Below are 15,063 nucleotides of genomic sequence, written 5' to 3'. Positions count from 1 at the left end.
TTATATGCCCATTTGTACTAACGTTTCGCAGACTTATGTCGGGATCGTCAGACTGTTGCAGGAACCAGAGAGACTTTTGTCATAAGATTGGGTGATTCCATATAAACAGCCCGCGGATAAAATAACGGGCGCCGATGTTGTAGTTGGCGGTAAGGTCGCAATTGTAGATCTTTCCGCTTTTGAATACACAGACGTCATATGGCGTATCTTCTGATACTTCTCTTTCCCGTCTGACACGTCCGCTTCCGTCATACGCAAGGTAGCTTGTTCCCCATGCATTGACACGGAAAATACGAAGTCCATAATGAAAAAATCATTATTTGCTATTCTACTCAGTATTTGTCTTATATCCTGTGGAACTGGTTCGGGAAAGGTGGGCCAGGACAGTGGTACATCGTATGATAATCTTCCTGCATATACGGGTACGTTTAAAGGATATGTATTTCTGGAAGAATATCAGAACAAGCAGTACTTGATCAGAGATCTGTATTACAGTGATCTGCAGCCGTATGTTGTCAATGAATCTGATTTTTATGATCAGACCAGGGGGTATCTGGATGATGACAATGAGAATTCAGAGATTCCTGATTTAGATCTGAAGGAGTATGTTTCTGATGATCTGCAGTGTCTGAACCGATGCCGGGTGTCAACACCAATCAAGGCAGAAACAGAGGAGCAGAAGAATACGTTGAAAGATATTCTTACTGATTTTAAATTTGAAATTGCCTTTGCCAAAAGCTCTGGTGCACCAGGACAGCTGCAGTATGTACAGAAGCTGTCTGAACCTGTTTCATTTACGCTGCTGAATGATGGAGCTGAGATTGCAGTAGAATAAGGTTTTGCTCTGCGGCAATACGAAATCCTGATTTTGTATGCTTGATTATGAACACATTAGATGAAATCGTTCTGGAAATGATTCATAATGCAGGTAGAGAAAGAGTTTTCTTTCCAACAGTATTGTTCAAACGATATGGAATGTATCAGAAAGGAGCGTCAGAGGACGTATGAATGAAGAACAGCTGAAACGTATGGAATCAGGAAAGGGGTTTATTGCTGCACTGGATCAGAGCGGCGGCAGTACACCGAAGGCATTGAAGACGTATGGTATCGATTCTTCTGCTTGGCATAATGATGAAGAAATGTTTGATATCGTGCATCAGATGAGAACGAGAATCATTACATCACCATCATTTACAAGTGAGCATATTCTGGCCGCAATTTTGTTTGAAAACACCATGAACCGTACCATTGATGGCATGCCGACGGCAGATTATCTGTGGCAGCGCAAGGGTATAGTGCCGATTCTCAAGGTTGACAAGGGCCTTGCCGAAGAGAAAGACGGCGTACAGCTGATGAAACCGATGCCGCAGCTGGAAGAGCTGCTTGACTCTGCTGTCAAACATCACATCTTTGGTACAAAGATGCGTTCTGTGATCCACGAAGCTAATTCCAAGGGAATCAAGGATATCATTGACCAGCAGTTTGAAGTCGGCATGAAGATCGGCCACCATGGCCTTGTACCGATTCTTGAACCGGAAGTCGATATCCACTGCCCGGAAAAGGAAAAGGCAGAAGAGCTGATGAAGGCAGAGATTATGAAACATCTCAAGGATCTGCCGAAAGAATGCAAACTGATGTTCAAGGTGACCATTCCGAGTGTTGATAATTTCTACAGTGATCTGATGCAGGATCCGCGTGTTGTCAGAGTGGTGGCACTGTCCGGCGGTTATTCGCAGGCAGAAGCCAATGAGAAGCTGGCCCGCAACCATGGCCTGATTGCGTCCTTCTCACGTGCTCTTGCACAGGATCTGCGTGTGAATCAGACCGATGCAGAATTCAATGCAACCCTGAAGGACGCCATCGATAAGATCTATGCCGCATCCATTGCCTGAAGACAACGCAATAGCAGCGCATCTATAACAGAGGATTCTGGCTGCTGCCAGCCTCTGTTTTATTATGCTTTCATCTGTCTTTGGGAAACGATGGCAAAGGATTATAATAAGGGCAGCACCCGGAAGAATGGTGCCTGTGAAATAAGAGAATAAAGATGGAAAAGCACAGCATTCTGGTGCTTTTTGCATCTTTGGGAGAATGTGAATATGAAGAATCAGCAATTGAAGAAGAAAGGTGTGCATGTAGGCAGGAATGAGTCTGCCTATGAGGCACTGAAGAAGAGTGTGCCGCATTGGATCCATCATACCGTGGAGGATCCCAGCTATGTCGGCGGCATCAAGTATCTGCCTGAGTGTGACTGCTCGGAGTGCGGCTATACCAGCAGCACGGAACACGATGTATGCCCGCACTGCGGAGCAAAGATGCACCAGCTTTCATGAGTGAACGTGTTTACATTGCCATTGATCTGAAATCGTTCTATGCCTCAGTCGAATGCCGCAAGCGTGGACTGGATCCTCTGCGCACCAATCTGGTGGTGGCAGATGTTTCCCGCACCGATAAGACAATCTGTCTGGCTGTGTCACCGGCTTTGAAAAGCTTTGGCATCCCGGGCAGACCGCGCCTGTATGAAGTCAAACAGGATGTCGCTGCGATCAACCGGAAACGCCGTATGGCGATTCATGGTGCACCGTTCCATGGTGTCTCAACCGACATGATTGAACTGCAGAAAGATCCTTACCTCAAGCTTGGCTTTATTGCCGCAAAGCCGCATATGGCCCATTACATCGAGATAAGCACAAAGATCTATGATATCTATCTGAAATACATATCCATGGATGATATCCATGTGTATTCCATTGATGAAGTGTTCATGGATGCAACGGACTATCTGGAAGCTATGCATCTGAGTGCAAGACAGCTTGCCGTAAAGATGATTCATGATGTACTGAATGAGACCGGTATTACGGCAACAGCCGGCATCGGCACAAATCTTTTCCTGTGTAAATGCGCCATGGATATTGTGGCCAAGCATATTCCGGCGGACAAAGATGGTGTGCGCATTGCCTGCCTGGATGAAATGAGTTTTCGAAGAACTCTGTGGACCCATAAGCCGCTGACCGATTTCTGGCGGGTCGGCCATGGCATTGCCAGACGGCTGGAAGCCAATGGCATGTATACCATGGGTGATGTGGCCAGATGTTCGCTTGGGAAAAAAGGTGAATTCTTCAACGAAGATCTTTTGTATTCCATGTTTGGCATCAATGCCGAACTGCTGATTGATCATGCCTGGGGCTATGAACCATGTACGATGGCAGATATCAAGGGCTATGCGCCTTCGGCCAATTCCTTAGGGGCAGGACAGGTATTGATGGAGCCGTACAGCTATGAAAAAGCAGGATTGATCGTCAAGGAGATGAGTGATTCCCTGGCCTTGGATCTGACAGAAAAACATCTGGTGACATATGAATTGTTTCTTAGCATCGGCTATGATGCGTCTTCTGTGCATGATGATGATTTTGACGGAGCTGTATCAACAGACTGGTATGGGCGCAAAGTGCCGTCTTCTGCCCATGGCAGTGTGCGTCTTGATTATCGTACCAACAGTGCTGCCATGCTGCGGAAAGCTTTTTTCAGCCTGTATGAGAAGATCACCAATCCTTCCCTGAAAGTCAGAAGAGTGAATCTGACGGCTTTGAATATTGTGGATGAAAGCAAAGCTGGCAAGGTTGTCAAAAACGAACAGACCAGCCTGTTTGACAGTGCCCGTGAAGAACATGATGATGCTGCCTGGAAACGGGCAATGGAAAAAGAACGTAAAGCGCAGGAAGCGATTCTGAAGGTACGGCAGAAGTATGGCAAGAATGCTGTAGTCAAAGGCATGGATCTTGAGGAAGGGGCTACGGGCAGACAGCGCAATGCACAGATTGGAGGACATAAAGCATGACACCGATTTCTTTGAATCAGAATGATCCTCACCGCTATGATGACATCCTTGATCTGCCGCATCATGTGTCAAAGAAACATCCGCAGATGGCCCGGGATTCACGGGCTGCCCAGTTTGCACCGTTTTCAGCACTGACAGGTTATGGGGAAGCAATCAATGAAGCTGGAAGACAGGTAGATGCCAGGCATCTGCCGGGGGCTGATGAGCAGGATGAGATCAATGCCGTACTGCAGGAAATACTGCAGCTGGACCACCCGGCTGTTGATGTCTGTTACTTTGTGAAAGATGAAAAGAAAGATGGCGGCCATTATCAGGAAAAGGAAGGCAGTGTACGCCGGATTAACAGCGGCATGATGGAGTTTGATGACCGCAGTAAGATTGCGATTGGCGATATCTGGAATATCCGTATTCTGAAGCGTTAAAAAAACCTTAAGATTACTGAATTCTTATGACACTGTGCTTTGACAGGGATATACTAGCTGTCGTTGCATGTGAGGTGTCCATGTCTTATAACGTTAACGTTTACTTTATATATTTCCTGCCGGCACTGATGCTGGCCTACCAACTGACCCCGAAGAAGTTCCGCTGGTTTACGCTGCTTGGCGGCAGTGCCGTCTTTTTCTGGCTTATCAGTCATGAGCTGATTGTATGGTGCATCGCTGCCGCACTGATCTGCTGGGCAGCAGGTCTTTGGATGGAACATTTTCAAAAGAAGGCAGTTGATCGGGAAAGCCGGAAAAAGATGAAGAAAGCTTCCGGCAGAGTCTGCTTTGCGGCGGGATTTCTGATCGTTGCAGCACTTGCTTATCTGAAATACACACCTTTTGTCCTGAGTAATTATGCGGCAATTACCCATCATGAGATCACCATTCCCAAACTGATTGCACCGATTGGTATTTCCTTCTATTCCCTGCAGGCCATCAGTTATCTGCTGGATGTCCACTGGGGTAGAATCAAGGCAGAACACAACCCAGCGAAGGTCATGCTGTACCTGATGTTTTTTGCCACAGTCATGGAAGGCCCGATGGGCAGATGGGAAGATGAAGCCGATACCTTGTTTGCCGGCAATCCGATCACCGGTCTGAGCATCACAACCGGCGGCGTACGAATTCTATGGGGCCTGTTCAAGCGCATGGTCATCTCTGACCGCATGAACACCCTGGTCAATGAACTGTTCTCTGTCCATGCCGAATACACCGGCATGATGGTCATCTTTTCAGCGGTTGTCGTGACTGTCCAGCTGTATCTGGAATTCTCCGGCACGATCGATATTGTCATCGGCAGTGCCCAGTTGTTTGGAGTCAAACTGCCTGAGAATTTCCGGCAGCCATTCCTGGCCCGCAATGCGGCGGAATTCTGGCGCAGATGGCATATCTCTCTTGGCACCTGGTTCAAGAACTACATCTTCTTCCCGGTATCTACCTCGAAACTGATGAAGAAATGGGGCAGATTCGGCCGCAAACACTGCGGTAAATATCTGACCAATGTCGTCACCAGTGCCATTGCCTTACTGCCAGTATGGCTGTTAAACGGACTGTGGCATGGCGGTGAGTGGCCCTACATCATGTATGGCGTCTATTACTTTGTCATTCTGCTGCTGGAAGTCATGCTCAAACCTGTACAGGACAAACTGCTGGAAAAGCTGCACTGGTCTGAGAATGCAGCAGGGTTTGTATGGTTCTGCCGGGTGCGTACCTGGATCATTATCTGTCTGGGTGAAACACTGTTCCGCTGCAGCACGCTGGCCCAGTTTGGCCACATGATGAAGGAACTGTTTACCACACCGTTTATCTCTGGCTTTCTTGCCAATGTCATGGATCTGAATCTTGATCTGGGTGATTACATCGTGATTCTGGCTGGCATCATCATCGTTGCCATTGTAGATCTCAGAATGGAGAAGGATCCGGATCTGTTAACCAATGTGCCGCAGCTTTCCACACCGCGCCGCTGGGCTATCTACTACAGTCTGATCATTGCCATTGCGCTGCTGGGGGCCTATGGTGCCGGCTATGATCCAGTAGATCTGATCTATGCCGGGTTCTAAGGAGGAACATAAGATGAAAAAAGTAATGCGAAATCTTCTGTTCTTCATCATCCTTGCCGCTCTGCTCATTGTGCCGGGTAAGATCCTGACCCCGAACTATATGATCGATCACAATCTTGTCTCAGGCAGGAATGCAGTTTACAGCGGCATTGCCAGCCAGGAAAAGAATTCCCTGGATGTCATTGCGGTTGGCGACTCGCTTTCCTATAGTTCCATGAATCCGATGGAGCTCTGGCTGAAATACGGCTACACAAGCTATGACGGCGGTCAGCCGGGTGCCAAGCTGCAGGAAACGGTAGAAGTTTTGCGGCTCGTCTTTCAGACGCAGAAACCAAGTGTGATTCTGCTGGAAACCAATGGCTTTTTCCGCAAGGTCAAAGCATCATCACTGACCCAGCAGAAGTCAGATCTTGCCGAAGCAATTTACAATACATTCCCGATCCTGCGCTATCACAACTTCTGGAAGACGCTGTTTACACCATTTTCTTCCCAGAGTTTCATGGGTTTCTCCATCAACCGCAGCGTCAAGCCTTATCAAGGCGGTGATTACATGGAAGAAACCGGCAAGATCAAAAATATTCCGGAAGCCAATATCGAATCTCTGCATGCGATTGAAAAGCTGTGCGAGGAAAACGGCGCTTCTTTGATCCTGTACTCAGCACCGAGTCCGAAGAATTATACGGTTGCCAAGCACAATGCTCTGGAAGAGCTTGCGGCGGATGAAAATCTGGAATACATTGATCTGAATACAAAACTGAAAGAGCTGAATATCTCCTGGGACGCGGATACGCGTGACAAGGGAGATCATCTCAACTTCTTCGGTGCTGAAAAGACAACTGCCTATCTTGGCAGCTATCTCGCTGACCACTATGATCTGCAGGACCACCGCAATGATGATGTGGCTGCAGTCTGGAATGCGCTGGCCGCAAAGTATCTGAAGGCCAAAGGAGGAAACAATGCCTGAGAATATTCTTGATGTGCTGGAAAAAACAGCAGGAACATATGGCAGTGAAACAGCTGTCTGTGATCCTTCATCTGCATTAAGCTGGCATGAACTTGTCTGTCATGCCAAGGGAATTGGCACAGCATTATGCAAAGACGGCTGCGACAATATTTGTCTGCCAGTGGCTGTATTTGCGGATAAATCCTGCGCCATGCTGGCAGCAATGTTTGGCGCTGTCTATGCCGGGGGCTTCTATGTGCCGATCAATCCTGAACAGCCTTCTGCCCGCATTGCCAGTATTCTGACAGTACTGGAACCAGCCGCTGTCATCGTGCAGAAATCTCTTGTGGAAACTTTGAACAGTACTGGCTGGAAAGGCAGAACCCTCCTGCTGGAAGATGTATTCCAGGAAACAGCAGATGAAGACCTGCTGAACAAAAACAGAGGTCAGATCAACCGCAATTCACCACTGTACGGCCTGTTTACATCCGGCTCTACCGGCGTGCCGAAGTGTGTGCTGATCTCTCATGGCGATGTGCTGGATTTCATCGGCCACTTTGTGGAAATCTTCCACTTTGCACATGATGATGTCATTGGCAACCAGGCACCGTTTGATTTTGATGTATCCACCAAAGATATTTACAGCAGTATGGCCACAGGTGCCAGAATGGTGCTGATTCCCCGTGAATACTTCTCTACGCCGGCACGTCTGATTGATTATCTGATCGATCAGAAGGTAACAAGCCTGACCTGGGCTGTCAGTGCCCTGTGCATCATCTCTGGTCTGAAGGGATTCAGCTATAAAGTTCCATCCGCAATTCACCGCGTCATGTTCTCTGGTGAGGTTATGCCGGCAAGACAGCTTGCCATCTGGCAGAAATATCTGCCGGATGCGTTGTATGTCAATCTGTATGGACCAAGCGAAATCACCTGCAACTGCACGTACGAAGTCATTGATCATGTGGTGCAGAAGGGTGAAAAGCTCTCTCTTGGCAAGGTGTTCCCGGGCCGTAAGGTCGTTCTGCTGGACAAAGACGGCAGGCAGGTTGATGGCATTGGCGCCGAAGGTGAGATTGCCGTATCGGGTGAATCACTTGCACTGGGCTATTATCACAATCCTGAACAGACCAGAACGCATTTTGTGATGCGTGATGGTGTGCGTACGTATCTGACAGGTGATCTTGCCGCGATTGGTGAAGATGGCAAGCTGTACTTTGCCGGCCGCCGTGATTTCCAGATCAAGCATATGGGCCACAGAATTGAGCTGGAAGAAGTGGAGCGCGGCATTGACAGCATGGATGGGGTAGAGCGCAGCTGCTGTGCCTACAATCAGGAAAGAAGCCTGATCATTGCCTATTACACCGGCACCTGTGACAAGCGTGATCTGCATATTGCGCTCAAGAGCAGGCTGCCTGTATACATGGTGCCAAACCGCTTCGTCCACGTAAAATCATTCATTCTGAATAAGAATGGCAAGATTGACCGTAAACAGCTGGCCAATCTGGAGGCCGTACAATGAACAGGGAACTGCTTTCTCAGCTGGAAAAGGAAGGCACGCCAGCCTATGTGTTTGATCTGGATGTCTTCCGCAATCGTTTTGCCTATCTGCACAATGGCATTGGCTTAGACACGGGCATGACATTCTCCATGAAGGCCAATCCCTTTCTGACCAGCACTGCTGCAAAGATTGCCGAACATATTGAAGTCTGTTCGTTTGGCGAGTTCTGTCTGTGCCGCCATCTTGGCATCAGGCCGGAAAAACTGCTGATCTCCGGTGTTCTCAAGAAAGAAGAAGATGCCAGAGAAATGGCTGGCTATGGCAAAGATGCGGCATTGTACACTGCTGAATCACCTGACCAGATGGAGATCCTCAATGCCTGCGGCAAAGCGCTTGGCCTGACATTAGAAGTACTGCCGCGGCTTTCCAGCGGCTCTCAGTTTGGCATGGATGCTGAGACTGTCAAAGGCCTGATTGCGCATCGTGACCAGTATCCATATCTGCATATCAAGGGCATTCACTTCTTCTCCGGCACCCAGAAAAAGATGCTGAAGAAACATACCAAAGAAATTGCGATGCTTGATGCCTTCCTGCAGTCGGCTGAAGCAGAAACAGGATATCATCTGCAGATGCTGGAATATGGCACCGGTTTTGGGGTGCCGTACTTTGTGGATCAGAAGGAAACTGTCACAACACCGGAAAGTCTGGCTGAATTCAAGGCTCTGCTTGCCGGCATGAAGTGGCAGGGACATAAGAGTGTGGAGATGGGCAGGGCACTTGCCTATTCCTGCGGCAGCTACTACACAGCGGTTGAGGATCTGAAAACAACCGATGGCACTAACTATGTCATCTGTGACGGCGGCATTCATCAGCTGCATTATGATGGCCAGCTGCGCGGCATGTACATTCCCAACATCGACGTCATTTCCACACAGCAGCCTGGACCAGAAGAAACCTATGCCATCTGCGGGTCATTATGTACGACCAATGACATCCTTGTCTCGGGATTCAAACACACCCAGCTGCACAAAGGTGATATCCTTGTCTTTGGCAATACCGGTGCTTATTCATTCTATGAAGGTATGAGTCTGTTTCTCTCTCATGAGCTGCCGGCTGTCTGGCTTGTGGACCAGAATGGATTGCAGCTGGCCAGAAGCAGACGTGAAACATGGATGCTCAATGGCGCCGGATGCGCTACAATAGCAGAGTAACTGGAGGATAAAATCATGGATCGTGTATTGGAAATTCTCAACGATATTGATGACAGTATTGACTATACAAAAGAGACAAAGCTGATTGACAACCATCTGCTGGATTCCTTTGCCATCATCTCACTGGTCTCTGAACTGGAAGATGCCTTCGACATTGAGGTTGATGCCGCTGAAATGACACCGGAGAACTTCAACTCTGCTGAAGCGATCTGGAAGATGGTACAGAGACTGCAGGAAAACTGACAACATTGAACCGGGAGAACCCGGTTTTCTTTTTGACATCTTCTGTGAACATGATTATATTAGTTAGCGCTTTCTAACAGGAGGCGGAGATGCATACAAATATTACGTTAAATACAGCAGATGTCATTGTCATTCTGCTGATCCTGGCTCTGATGACAGCAGGTTTACGGGCAGTGTTTGGGTTCTTTCATCCCCACAAGCATGAAAAGATTGCATCGGGTTATAATGGCCATGGTGCCGTGAAGCTTGTGCTGCAGGTAGATGGCATGATGTGCGGCCAGTGCGAAGCACATGTTTCAGATGCCATCCGCAAACAGTTCCAGGTGAAAAAGGTGAAGTCTTCCCATACCAAGGGAAAAACGGTGATTATCTCCAGTCATGATATTCCTGATGCCAGTTTGAAAGAGGCTGTTGCCTCAGCTGGTTATACCGTGACAGATATTGCCCGCTTCAATGCCTGAGGTACAAAGCAGATGAATCATGCCGCATGCCTGCGCATGCGGTTTTCTTATGCAAAGCAGGAATCACAAATGTGTATAATGGACTGCATACAGGAGAACACATATGGAACTGCCAGAGAGTTACCAGCAGGAAATGAAACAATTGCTCAAAGAGGAATATCCGGACTATCTTTCTGCTTTGCACAAGCCGGCTCTGCATGCACTGCGCATCAATACGCTGAAGATCTCTGTACCGGACTTTCTGGCTGCCTTTCCCTATGATCTTTCACCAGTGCCATGGTGTTCCACATCGTTCTATTATCATCAGGATGGCATCACAACAGACCCGTATGATTATGCCGGCCTGTACTATGTGCAGGAGCCAAGTGCCTCTTTGCCCGCATCGGTTCTGCCGGTTGAACCTGGTGACAAAGTACTGGATCTTTGTGCTGCCCCGGGCGGCAAGACAACCCAGCTTGCCGCAAAGCTGCAGGGCCAGGGTGTACTGATTGCCAATGACATCTCTGTCTCACGCTGTCAAATTCTGTTGCGCGCACTGGAAAGAGCGGGTGTGAAAAACAGTATTGTCACCAGTGCGGCACCATCCCAGCTGTCTGATCTTTTTGCGGGCTGGTTTGACAAGATCCTGGTCGATGCGCCATGTTCCGGAGAGGGCATGTTCCGCAAAGACCCTGCCATGCGCACATCCTGGCTGGAAAAAGGACCGGACTACTATGCGCCATTGCAGAAAGAGATTCTGGCCAATGCCGTGCATATGTTAAAGCCGGGCGGCAGGCTTGTTTACAGCACCTGTACCTTTTCCATCAAGGAAGATGAAGAAGTCATCCAGGATGCCCTTGATCGTTTTTGTGATCTGCATGTTGTGCCAGTGCCTTATGCAGATGGTTTTGTGCAGAATGCGTACGGCACCAAATTGTTCCCTCACCGCATCAAAGGGGAAGGACACTTTGTCTGCCTGCTTGCAAAGGATGGAAGCAGTGAAAAGCATATTGAGAAACAGGATGTTGCCTTTGCAAAGGATGGCATGCAGGTTACGGCAGACCATGCCCAGATCAGAAGAATCAAAGAAAAGATACTTCTGGAGCCGGATATCGATATTGACCTGCATGGCATCCGGGTGCTGCGCAGCGGTCTATTGCTGGGAGAAGATAAAGGAAAGCAGTTTGCCTTCAGCCAGCCGATGGCGATGGCAATGCGTGAAGAGGATGCTGAAAACTGTCTGTATCTGTCCCGAAAGGATGAGCGCGTGATGCGCTATCTGCGAGGAGAAACGATCGATATTCATGATGAACCAGTCAAACCGGGATGGTGTCTTGTCTGTGTGGATCACAATCCGCTTGGCTTTGGCAAAGTGACAGGACACATATTGAAAAACAAGCTGTCATCCTCATGGGTGATGCATTAAGGAGTTACATATGGATTTGAAAAGTCAGCTAGAAGCGTATCAGCCGTTCAATGAGCAGGAAGAAAAAGACAGAATTGAGATTCTGCGCCGTCTGGCATCGGAAGAAATCTATACACGTGATAATCATGGCGCGCATCTGACTGCCAGTGCCTGGGTTGTTTCAAAGGATTATGCACATGTACTGATGTGCTATCACAAGATCTATCATTCCTGGAGCTGGCTTGGCGGCCATGCGGATGGAGACAGAGACCTGCTGCATACAGCAATCCGGGAAGTGCAGGAAGAAAGCGGGCTGCAGAATGTCATCCCGCTTTCCCAGGATATTTTCTCTTTGGAGATTCTGTGCGTGGACGGGCATGAAAAAAGAGGAGAATATGTCTCCTCGCATTTGCATCTGAATGTGACGTATTTACTACAGGCGGATATGCATGAACCGCTGCGCATCAAGCCGGATGAAAATACAGGTGTGAAATGGTTTGGCCTGCAGGAAGCCATTGATGCCTCCAGTGAGCCATGGTTCAAACAGCGCATTTACAGCAAGCTCAATCAGAAACTGGCCATCTATCTGGCCAGCCATCACTCATAACAGTCCCATTGTCCCTGCGGCGATGCCAATGCCGGCAGACAGCAGGATCAGCAGAATCGGATTGACCTTTTTGTGCAGCAGGTACATCGTCAGGACAAAAATGCCTGCACTGAGCCAGAAGGAAACAGCACGAAGACGTGTCAGGGTAATGCTGGCGGGAAAGAAGACGGTTTTGGCAACGGAGAGGAAGGAGGCTGTGATCATGCCGACAACGGCAGGACGCAGCCCTTTCATCATGCCGGAAACAACTTTGGAAGTTTTGAATGCTTCAAAGAACCTGGCAACAAGCAGAATGACAATGAAGCTTGGCAGCACGACACCGAGTGTTGCCACAAAGGCACCGGGGATGCCGGCTACAATGGAGCCGACATAGGTGGAAACATTGACGGCAAACGGGCCGGGCGTGCTTTCAGATACAGCAATGAAATTGATCAGCTCATCCATGGTCATCCAGCCGTGGGCTGCCACTTCCTGCTCTACCAGCGGCAGCATGGCATAGCCGCCGCCAAAGGTGAAGGCACCGATCTTAAAGAAGGTAATAAACAATTCCCAGAAAACCATCTCAGTTTCCTCCTTTCCTGATCCGCAAAGAAGAAAGCAGGCCGACACCGGCACAAAGCAGCAGTACCAGAATGGCATTGACATTGAAGAAGGCGACAAGAACCAGAGCAGCCGCCATCAGAATGATGGAGACCAGATCCTTGGGACACTGTTTGTACATCGAGATGGCCGCATTCAGGATCAATGCCATGACACCGGCACGGATGCCAGTAAAGGCATAGCTGACATACTTGTTTGTCTCAAAGGCATTCAGGATATGAGAGATTGCCAGAATGATCAGAAAGGATGGCAGCACGACACCAAGGGTTGCCATGAAGGCACCTTTCTTACCGGCAATCTTTGCCCCGACAAAGGTAGCGCTGTTAACTGCGATGGGGCCTGGTGTGCTTTCGGCAATCGCAATAATATCGAGAATCTCATCGGCATCGATCCAATGGCGCTTGTCCACGATTTCCCGCTGAATCATCGGGATCATGGCATAGCCGCCGCCAAAGGTGAATGCGCCGATTTTGAAGAATGTTGTAAACAGGGTCAGCTCTTTGTTTTCTTCCATAACCTTCCTCCAACGCTTCTATGGTAAGAAAAGAAAATACATGAATCAATTCATATGTTAAAATAAAATGCATAAGTAAAAACATATGATTAAACAGTTAGAAGTTTTTCAAAGAGCAGCAGAACTTGGCTCGTTTACCAAGACAGCCGAACAGATGCACATGAGCCAGCCGGCAGTCAGCAGTGCCATCCGTGATCTGGAGGCGTACTATGGCATCCGGCTGTTCGACCGTGCCAACCGCACGGTCTATCTGACGGATGATGGCAGGAAGATGCTTGCCTATGCCAACAGCATTCTGTCCCAGCTCAATGAAATGCATACCATCTTCCATGAGAATCATGGGCCGGTGCACTGCCGGCTTGGCCTGAATGAAACAATTGCGGAAACCATGATGGATGCCATCTTTGGCCATCTTGGCCAGGCAGATGTGACAATGCACATTGACAACAATGAAGCGGTGCTGAAGATGCTGCGGCACAATGCACTCGATTTTGGCATTGTGGATGATACAGACAGTGAGGATCTTGAAAGAATTCCTTTTATGCAGCAGGACATTGTGCCGGCCTGCCGGAAAGGGTATCAGAAGCAGACAAAATTATCGGCTGCACAGCTGAGTGAACTGCCGCTTCTGGTCAGAGAAAATGGCAGCGGCTCCTATCAGAACGTCGCATCCTTATTCCAGGCCCATGGTTGTGCCATGCATATTGCCGTGCAGGGCATTTCAGATCTGGCTTTGATGAAGCTTGCCAAAGCAGGAAAAGGCATTGTGTTTGTGCCGGAACAGCTGGCAGAGGAAGCAGGACTTGTCAAACTGGAATTGACAGACGGCATCCTGCAGCGGCATTATGTGCTCTGTGCCCTGAAGACAAAATACCGCTCTGACGGGATGAATCAGATTTTTCACCAGTTGGCTGCCATTGGCAGCGCTGGAGATAAAACAGGAGAAAGTGCATGAAGGTATTCGCATCTGACTTTGATAACACACTGCATTTCATGGACCGCACGGGCGGTTACTTCCGTTCGGGCGATCTATCTGCCATTCTGAATTTTCAGGACCATGGCGGACTGTTTGGCCTGTGTACAGGCAGACCGCTGTTTGGCTTTGGCAATGATCTGGATCATGGCCCGGAACTGGATTTCATTGTGGCTTCAAGCGGTGCGGTTGTTGCTGAGAAAAAAGAGGATACGTTTGTCCCGGTGTTTGAAAGCGTTCTGACCACAAAGCAGATTGCCATGCTGGACGAAACATTCGGTAAAGAGAGCATTTTCTATATTCATGCGGACGGCCATATCTTTACGCTGTATGAGCGCCGGCCCCAATATCCGCAGCAGACAGTTCTGCCATCCATTGATGCACTGAATGGCCGCCATATCACGTGCGTATCCGTATGGACGCCATCCAATCGTACAGCTTCTTTGATCGCAGCCCGTATCAATGCCATGTATGGCAAAGAAATGGCAGGGTATCAGAATACCCAGTGGATCGATGTTGTCCATGCCGGTGTATCCAAAGGAACCGGTGCCCTGCATGCAAAGCAGCTGCTGCACGGAGATGTCATTGCCGGCATCGGTGATTCTTTCAACGATATCCCACTTCTGGAAGCGGCGGATATCTCCTTCAGTTTCCATGCCAGTGAGGATGAGGTGAAAGAAAAGGCAGACTATCTTGTGGATACCGTTGCCGAAGCACTGGCAATCTTTGCAAAAATCTGATTAAAGC

17 protein-coding genes are annotated in these 15,063 nt (G+C 48.7%); 15 read left to right on the top strand and 2 right to left on the bottom strand.

What is annotated here, in order from left to right:
- Window positions 1-373 precede the first annotated feature (373 nt).
- From MOZ60_RS05145 to MOZ60_RS05085, 13 genes are all read left to right on the top strand, one after another.
- Window positions 374-835: a hypothetical protein gene (locus tag MOZ60_RS05145; protein ID WP_370595889.1), complete on the top strand. Its 462-nt coding sequence runs from the start codon at window positions 374-376 to the stop codon at window positions 833-835.
- A 169-nt stretch (window positions 836-1,004) separates the two neighbouring features.
- A complete protein-coding gene (locus MOZ60_RS05140) occupies window positions 1,005-1,892 on the top strand; it encodes a fructose bisphosphate aldolase (RefSeq protein WP_370595888.1) in 888 nt (295 codons plus the stop codon).
- Window positions 1,893-2,099: 207 nt separating this feature from the next.
- The gene (locus MOZ60_RS05135; protein WP_108774244.1) at window positions 2,100-2,333 is read left to right on the top strand and encodes a hypothetical protein; all 234 of its coding nucleotides are present in this window, start codon (window positions 2,100-2,102) and stop codon (window positions 2,331-2,333) included.
- Window positions 2,330-3,838 carry a Y-family DNA polymerase gene (locus MOZ60_RS05130; protein ID WP_370595887.1) on the top strand — a complete coding sequence of 503 codons (1,509 nt, stop codon included), beginning with the start codon at window positions 2,330-2,332 and terminating at the stop codon, window positions 3,836-3,838. The genes MOZ60_RS05135 and MOZ60_RS05130 overlap by 4 nt, the downstream gene beginning before the upstream one ends.
- Window positions 3,835-4,260: a hypothetical protein gene (locus tag MOZ60_RS05125; protein ID WP_370595886.1), complete on the top strand. Its 426-nt coding sequence runs from the start codon at window positions 3,835-3,837 to the stop codon at window positions 4,258-4,260. The genes MOZ60_RS05130 and MOZ60_RS05125 overlap by 4 nt, the downstream gene beginning before the upstream one ends.
- A gap of 80 nt (window positions 4,261-4,340) precedes the next feature.
- A complete protein-coding gene (locus MOZ60_RS05120; protein WP_370595885.1) occupies window positions 4,341-5,882 on the top strand; it encodes an MBOAT family O-acyltransferase in 1,542 nt (513 codons plus the stop codon).
- A 13-nt stretch (window positions 5,883-5,895) separates the two neighbouring features.
- Window positions 5,896-6,846 (top strand): SGNH/GDSL hydrolase family protein, encoded by a 951-nt coding sequence (locus MOZ60_RS05115; protein ID WP_370595884.1) that lies wholly within the window; start codon window positions 5,896-5,898, stop codon window positions 6,844-6,846.
- Window positions 6,839-8,344 (top strand): AMP-binding protein, encoded by a 1,506-nt coding sequence (locus tag MOZ60_RS05110; RefSeq protein WP_370595883.1) that lies wholly within the window; start codon window positions 6,839-6,841, stop codon window positions 8,342-8,344. Before MOZ60_RS05115 ends, MOZ60_RS05110 begins: the two co-directional genes overlap by 8 nt.
- Window positions 8,341-9,534: a diaminopimelate decarboxylase family protein gene (locus MOZ60_RS05105; RefSeq protein WP_370595882.1), complete on the top strand. Its 1,194-nt coding sequence runs from the start codon at window positions 8,341-8,343 to the stop codon at window positions 9,532-9,534. The genes MOZ60_RS05110 and MOZ60_RS05105 overlap by 4 nt, the downstream gene beginning before the upstream one ends.
- A gap of 15 nt (window positions 9,535-9,549) precedes the next feature.
- Complete coding sequence (locus MOZ60_RS05100; protein ID WP_108774237.1) at window positions 9,550-9,777, top strand: acyl carrier protein; 228 nt, start codon at window positions 9,550-9,552, stop codon at window positions 9,775-9,777.
- A gap of 89 nt (window positions 9,778-9,866) precedes the next feature.
- Window positions 9,867-10,238: a heavy-metal-associated domain-containing protein gene (locus MOZ60_RS05095; protein ID WP_277006954.1), complete on the top strand. Its 372-nt coding sequence runs from the start codon at window positions 9,867-9,869 to the stop codon at window positions 10,236-10,238.
- 103 nt (window positions 10,239-10,341) lie between these two features.
- Window positions 10,342-11,643, top strand: coding sequence for an RsmB/NOP family class I SAM-dependent RNA methyltransferase (locus MOZ60_RS05090; protein WP_370595881.1), 1,302 nt, complete (start codon window positions 10,342-10,344; stop codon window positions 11,641-11,643).
- A gap of 10 nt (window positions 11,644-11,653) precedes the next feature.
- Window positions 11,654-12,229 (top strand): NUDIX hydrolase, encoded by a 576-nt coding sequence (locus MOZ60_RS05085; RefSeq protein WP_370595880.1) that lies wholly within the window; start codon window positions 11,654-11,656, stop codon window positions 12,227-12,229.
- On the opposite strand, the gene MOZ60_RS05080 is transcribed toward MOZ60_RS05085, so the two are convergent.
- Window positions 12,224-12,790, bottom strand: coding sequence for a chromate transporter (locus MOZ60_RS05080; RefSeq protein ID WP_370595879.1), 567 nt, complete (start codon window positions 12,788-12,790; stop codon window positions 12,224-12,226). The genes MOZ60_RS05085 and MOZ60_RS05080 overlap by 6 nt on opposite strands.
- A 1-nt stretch (window position 12,791) precedes the next feature.
- Window positions 12,792-13,343: a chromate transporter gene (locus MOZ60_RS05075; protein WP_277652939.1), complete on the bottom strand. Its 552-nt coding sequence runs from the start codon at window positions 13,341-13,343 to the stop codon at window positions 12,792-12,794.
- Window positions 13,344-13,428: 85 nt separating this feature from the next.
- Between MOZ60_RS05075 and MOZ60_RS05070 the strand changes: the two genes are divergently transcribed.
- Window positions 13,429-14,298 (top strand): LysR family transcriptional regulator, encoded by an 870-nt coding sequence (locus MOZ60_RS05070; RefSeq protein WP_370595878.1) that lies wholly within the window; start codon window positions 13,429-13,431, stop codon window positions 14,296-14,298.
- Window positions 14,295-15,056 carry an HAD hydrolase family protein gene (locus MOZ60_RS05065; RefSeq protein WP_370595877.1) on the top strand — a complete coding sequence of 254 codons (762 nt, stop codon included), beginning with the start codon at window positions 14,295-14,297 and terminating at the stop codon, window positions 15,054-15,056. Before MOZ60_RS05070 ends, MOZ60_RS05065 begins: the two co-directional genes overlap by 4 nt.
- Window positions 15,057-15,063: the final 7 nt, after the last annotated feature.

It is taken from the genome of Grylomicrobium aquisgranense (genome assembly GCF_033971865.1).
Taxonomy (GTDB): domain Bacteria; phylum Bacillota_I; class Bacilli_A; order Erysipelotrichales; family Erysipelotrichaceae; genus Bulleidia; species Bulleidia massiliensis.
This window is presented reverse-complemented; position numbering and strand designations above follow the sequence as displayed.

What these genes read in the sequence shown, in the direction of transcription:
- MOZ60_RS05100 (WP_108774237.1), top strand. Translation starts at nt 9,550, where the DNA reads ATGGATCGTGTATTGGAAATTCTCAACGATATTGATGACAGTATTGAC.
- MOZ60_RS05105 (WP_370595882.1), top strand. Translation starts at nt 8,341, where the DNA reads ATGAACAGGGAACTGCTTTCTCAGCTGGAAAAGGAAGGCACGCCAGCC.
- MOZ60_RS05080 (WP_370595879.1), bottom strand. Translation starts at nt 12,790, where the DNA reads ATGGTTTTCTGGGAATTGTTTATTACCTTCTTTAAGATCGGTGCCTTC.
- MOZ60_RS05065 (WP_370595877.1), top strand. Translation starts at nt 14,295, where the DNA reads ATGAAGGTATTCGCATCTGACTTTGATAACACACTGCATTTCATGGAC.
- MOZ60_RS05110 (WP_370595883.1), top strand. Translation starts at nt 6,839, where the DNA reads ATGCCTGAGAATATTCTTGATGTGCTGGAAAAAACAGCAGGAACATAT.
- MOZ60_RS05075 (WP_277652939.1), bottom strand. Translation starts at nt 13,343, where the DNA reads ATGGAAGAAAACAAAGAGCTGACCCTGTTTACAACATTCTTCAAAATC.
- MOZ60_RS05135 (WP_108774244.1), top strand. Translation starts at nt 2,100, where the DNA reads ATGAAGAATCAGCAATTGAAGAAGAAAGGTGTGCATGTAGGCAGGAAT.
- MOZ60_RS05120 (WP_370595885.1), top strand. Translation starts at nt 4,341, where the DNA reads ATGTCTTATAACGTTAACGTTTACTTTATATATTTCCTGCCGGCACTG.
- MOZ60_RS05095 (WP_277006954.1), top strand. Translation starts at nt 9,867, where the DNA reads ATGCATACAAATATTACGTTAAATACAGCAGATGTCATTGTCATTCTG.
- MOZ60_RS05090 (WP_370595881.1), top strand. Translation starts at nt 10,342, where the DNA reads ATGGAACTGCCAGAGAGTTACCAGCAGGAAATGAAACAATTGCTCAAA.
- MOZ60_RS05115 (WP_370595884.1), top strand. Translation starts at nt 5,896, where the DNA reads ATGAAAAAAGTAATGCGAAATCTTCTGTTCTTCATCATCCTTGCCGCT.
- MOZ60_RS05125 (WP_370595886.1), top strand. Translation starts at nt 3,835, where the DNA reads ATGACACCGATTTCTTTGAATCAGAATGATCCTCACCGCTATGATGAC.
- MOZ60_RS05070 (WP_370595878.1), top strand. Translation starts at nt 13,429, where the DNA reads ATGATTAAACAGTTAGAAGTTTTTCAAAGAGCAGCAGAACTTGGCTCG.
- MOZ60_RS05140 (WP_370595888.1), top strand. Translation starts at nt 1,005, where the DNA reads ATGAATGAAGAACAGCTGAAACGTATGGAATCAGGAAAGGGGTTTATT.
- MOZ60_RS05130 (WP_370595887.1), top strand. Translation starts at nt 2,330, where the DNA reads ATGAGTGAACGTGTTTACATTGCCATTGATCTGAAATCGTTCTATGCC.
- MOZ60_RS05085 (WP_370595880.1), top strand. Translation starts at nt 11,654, where the DNA reads ATGGATTTGAAAAGTCAGCTAGAAGCGTATCAGCCGTTCAATGAGCAG.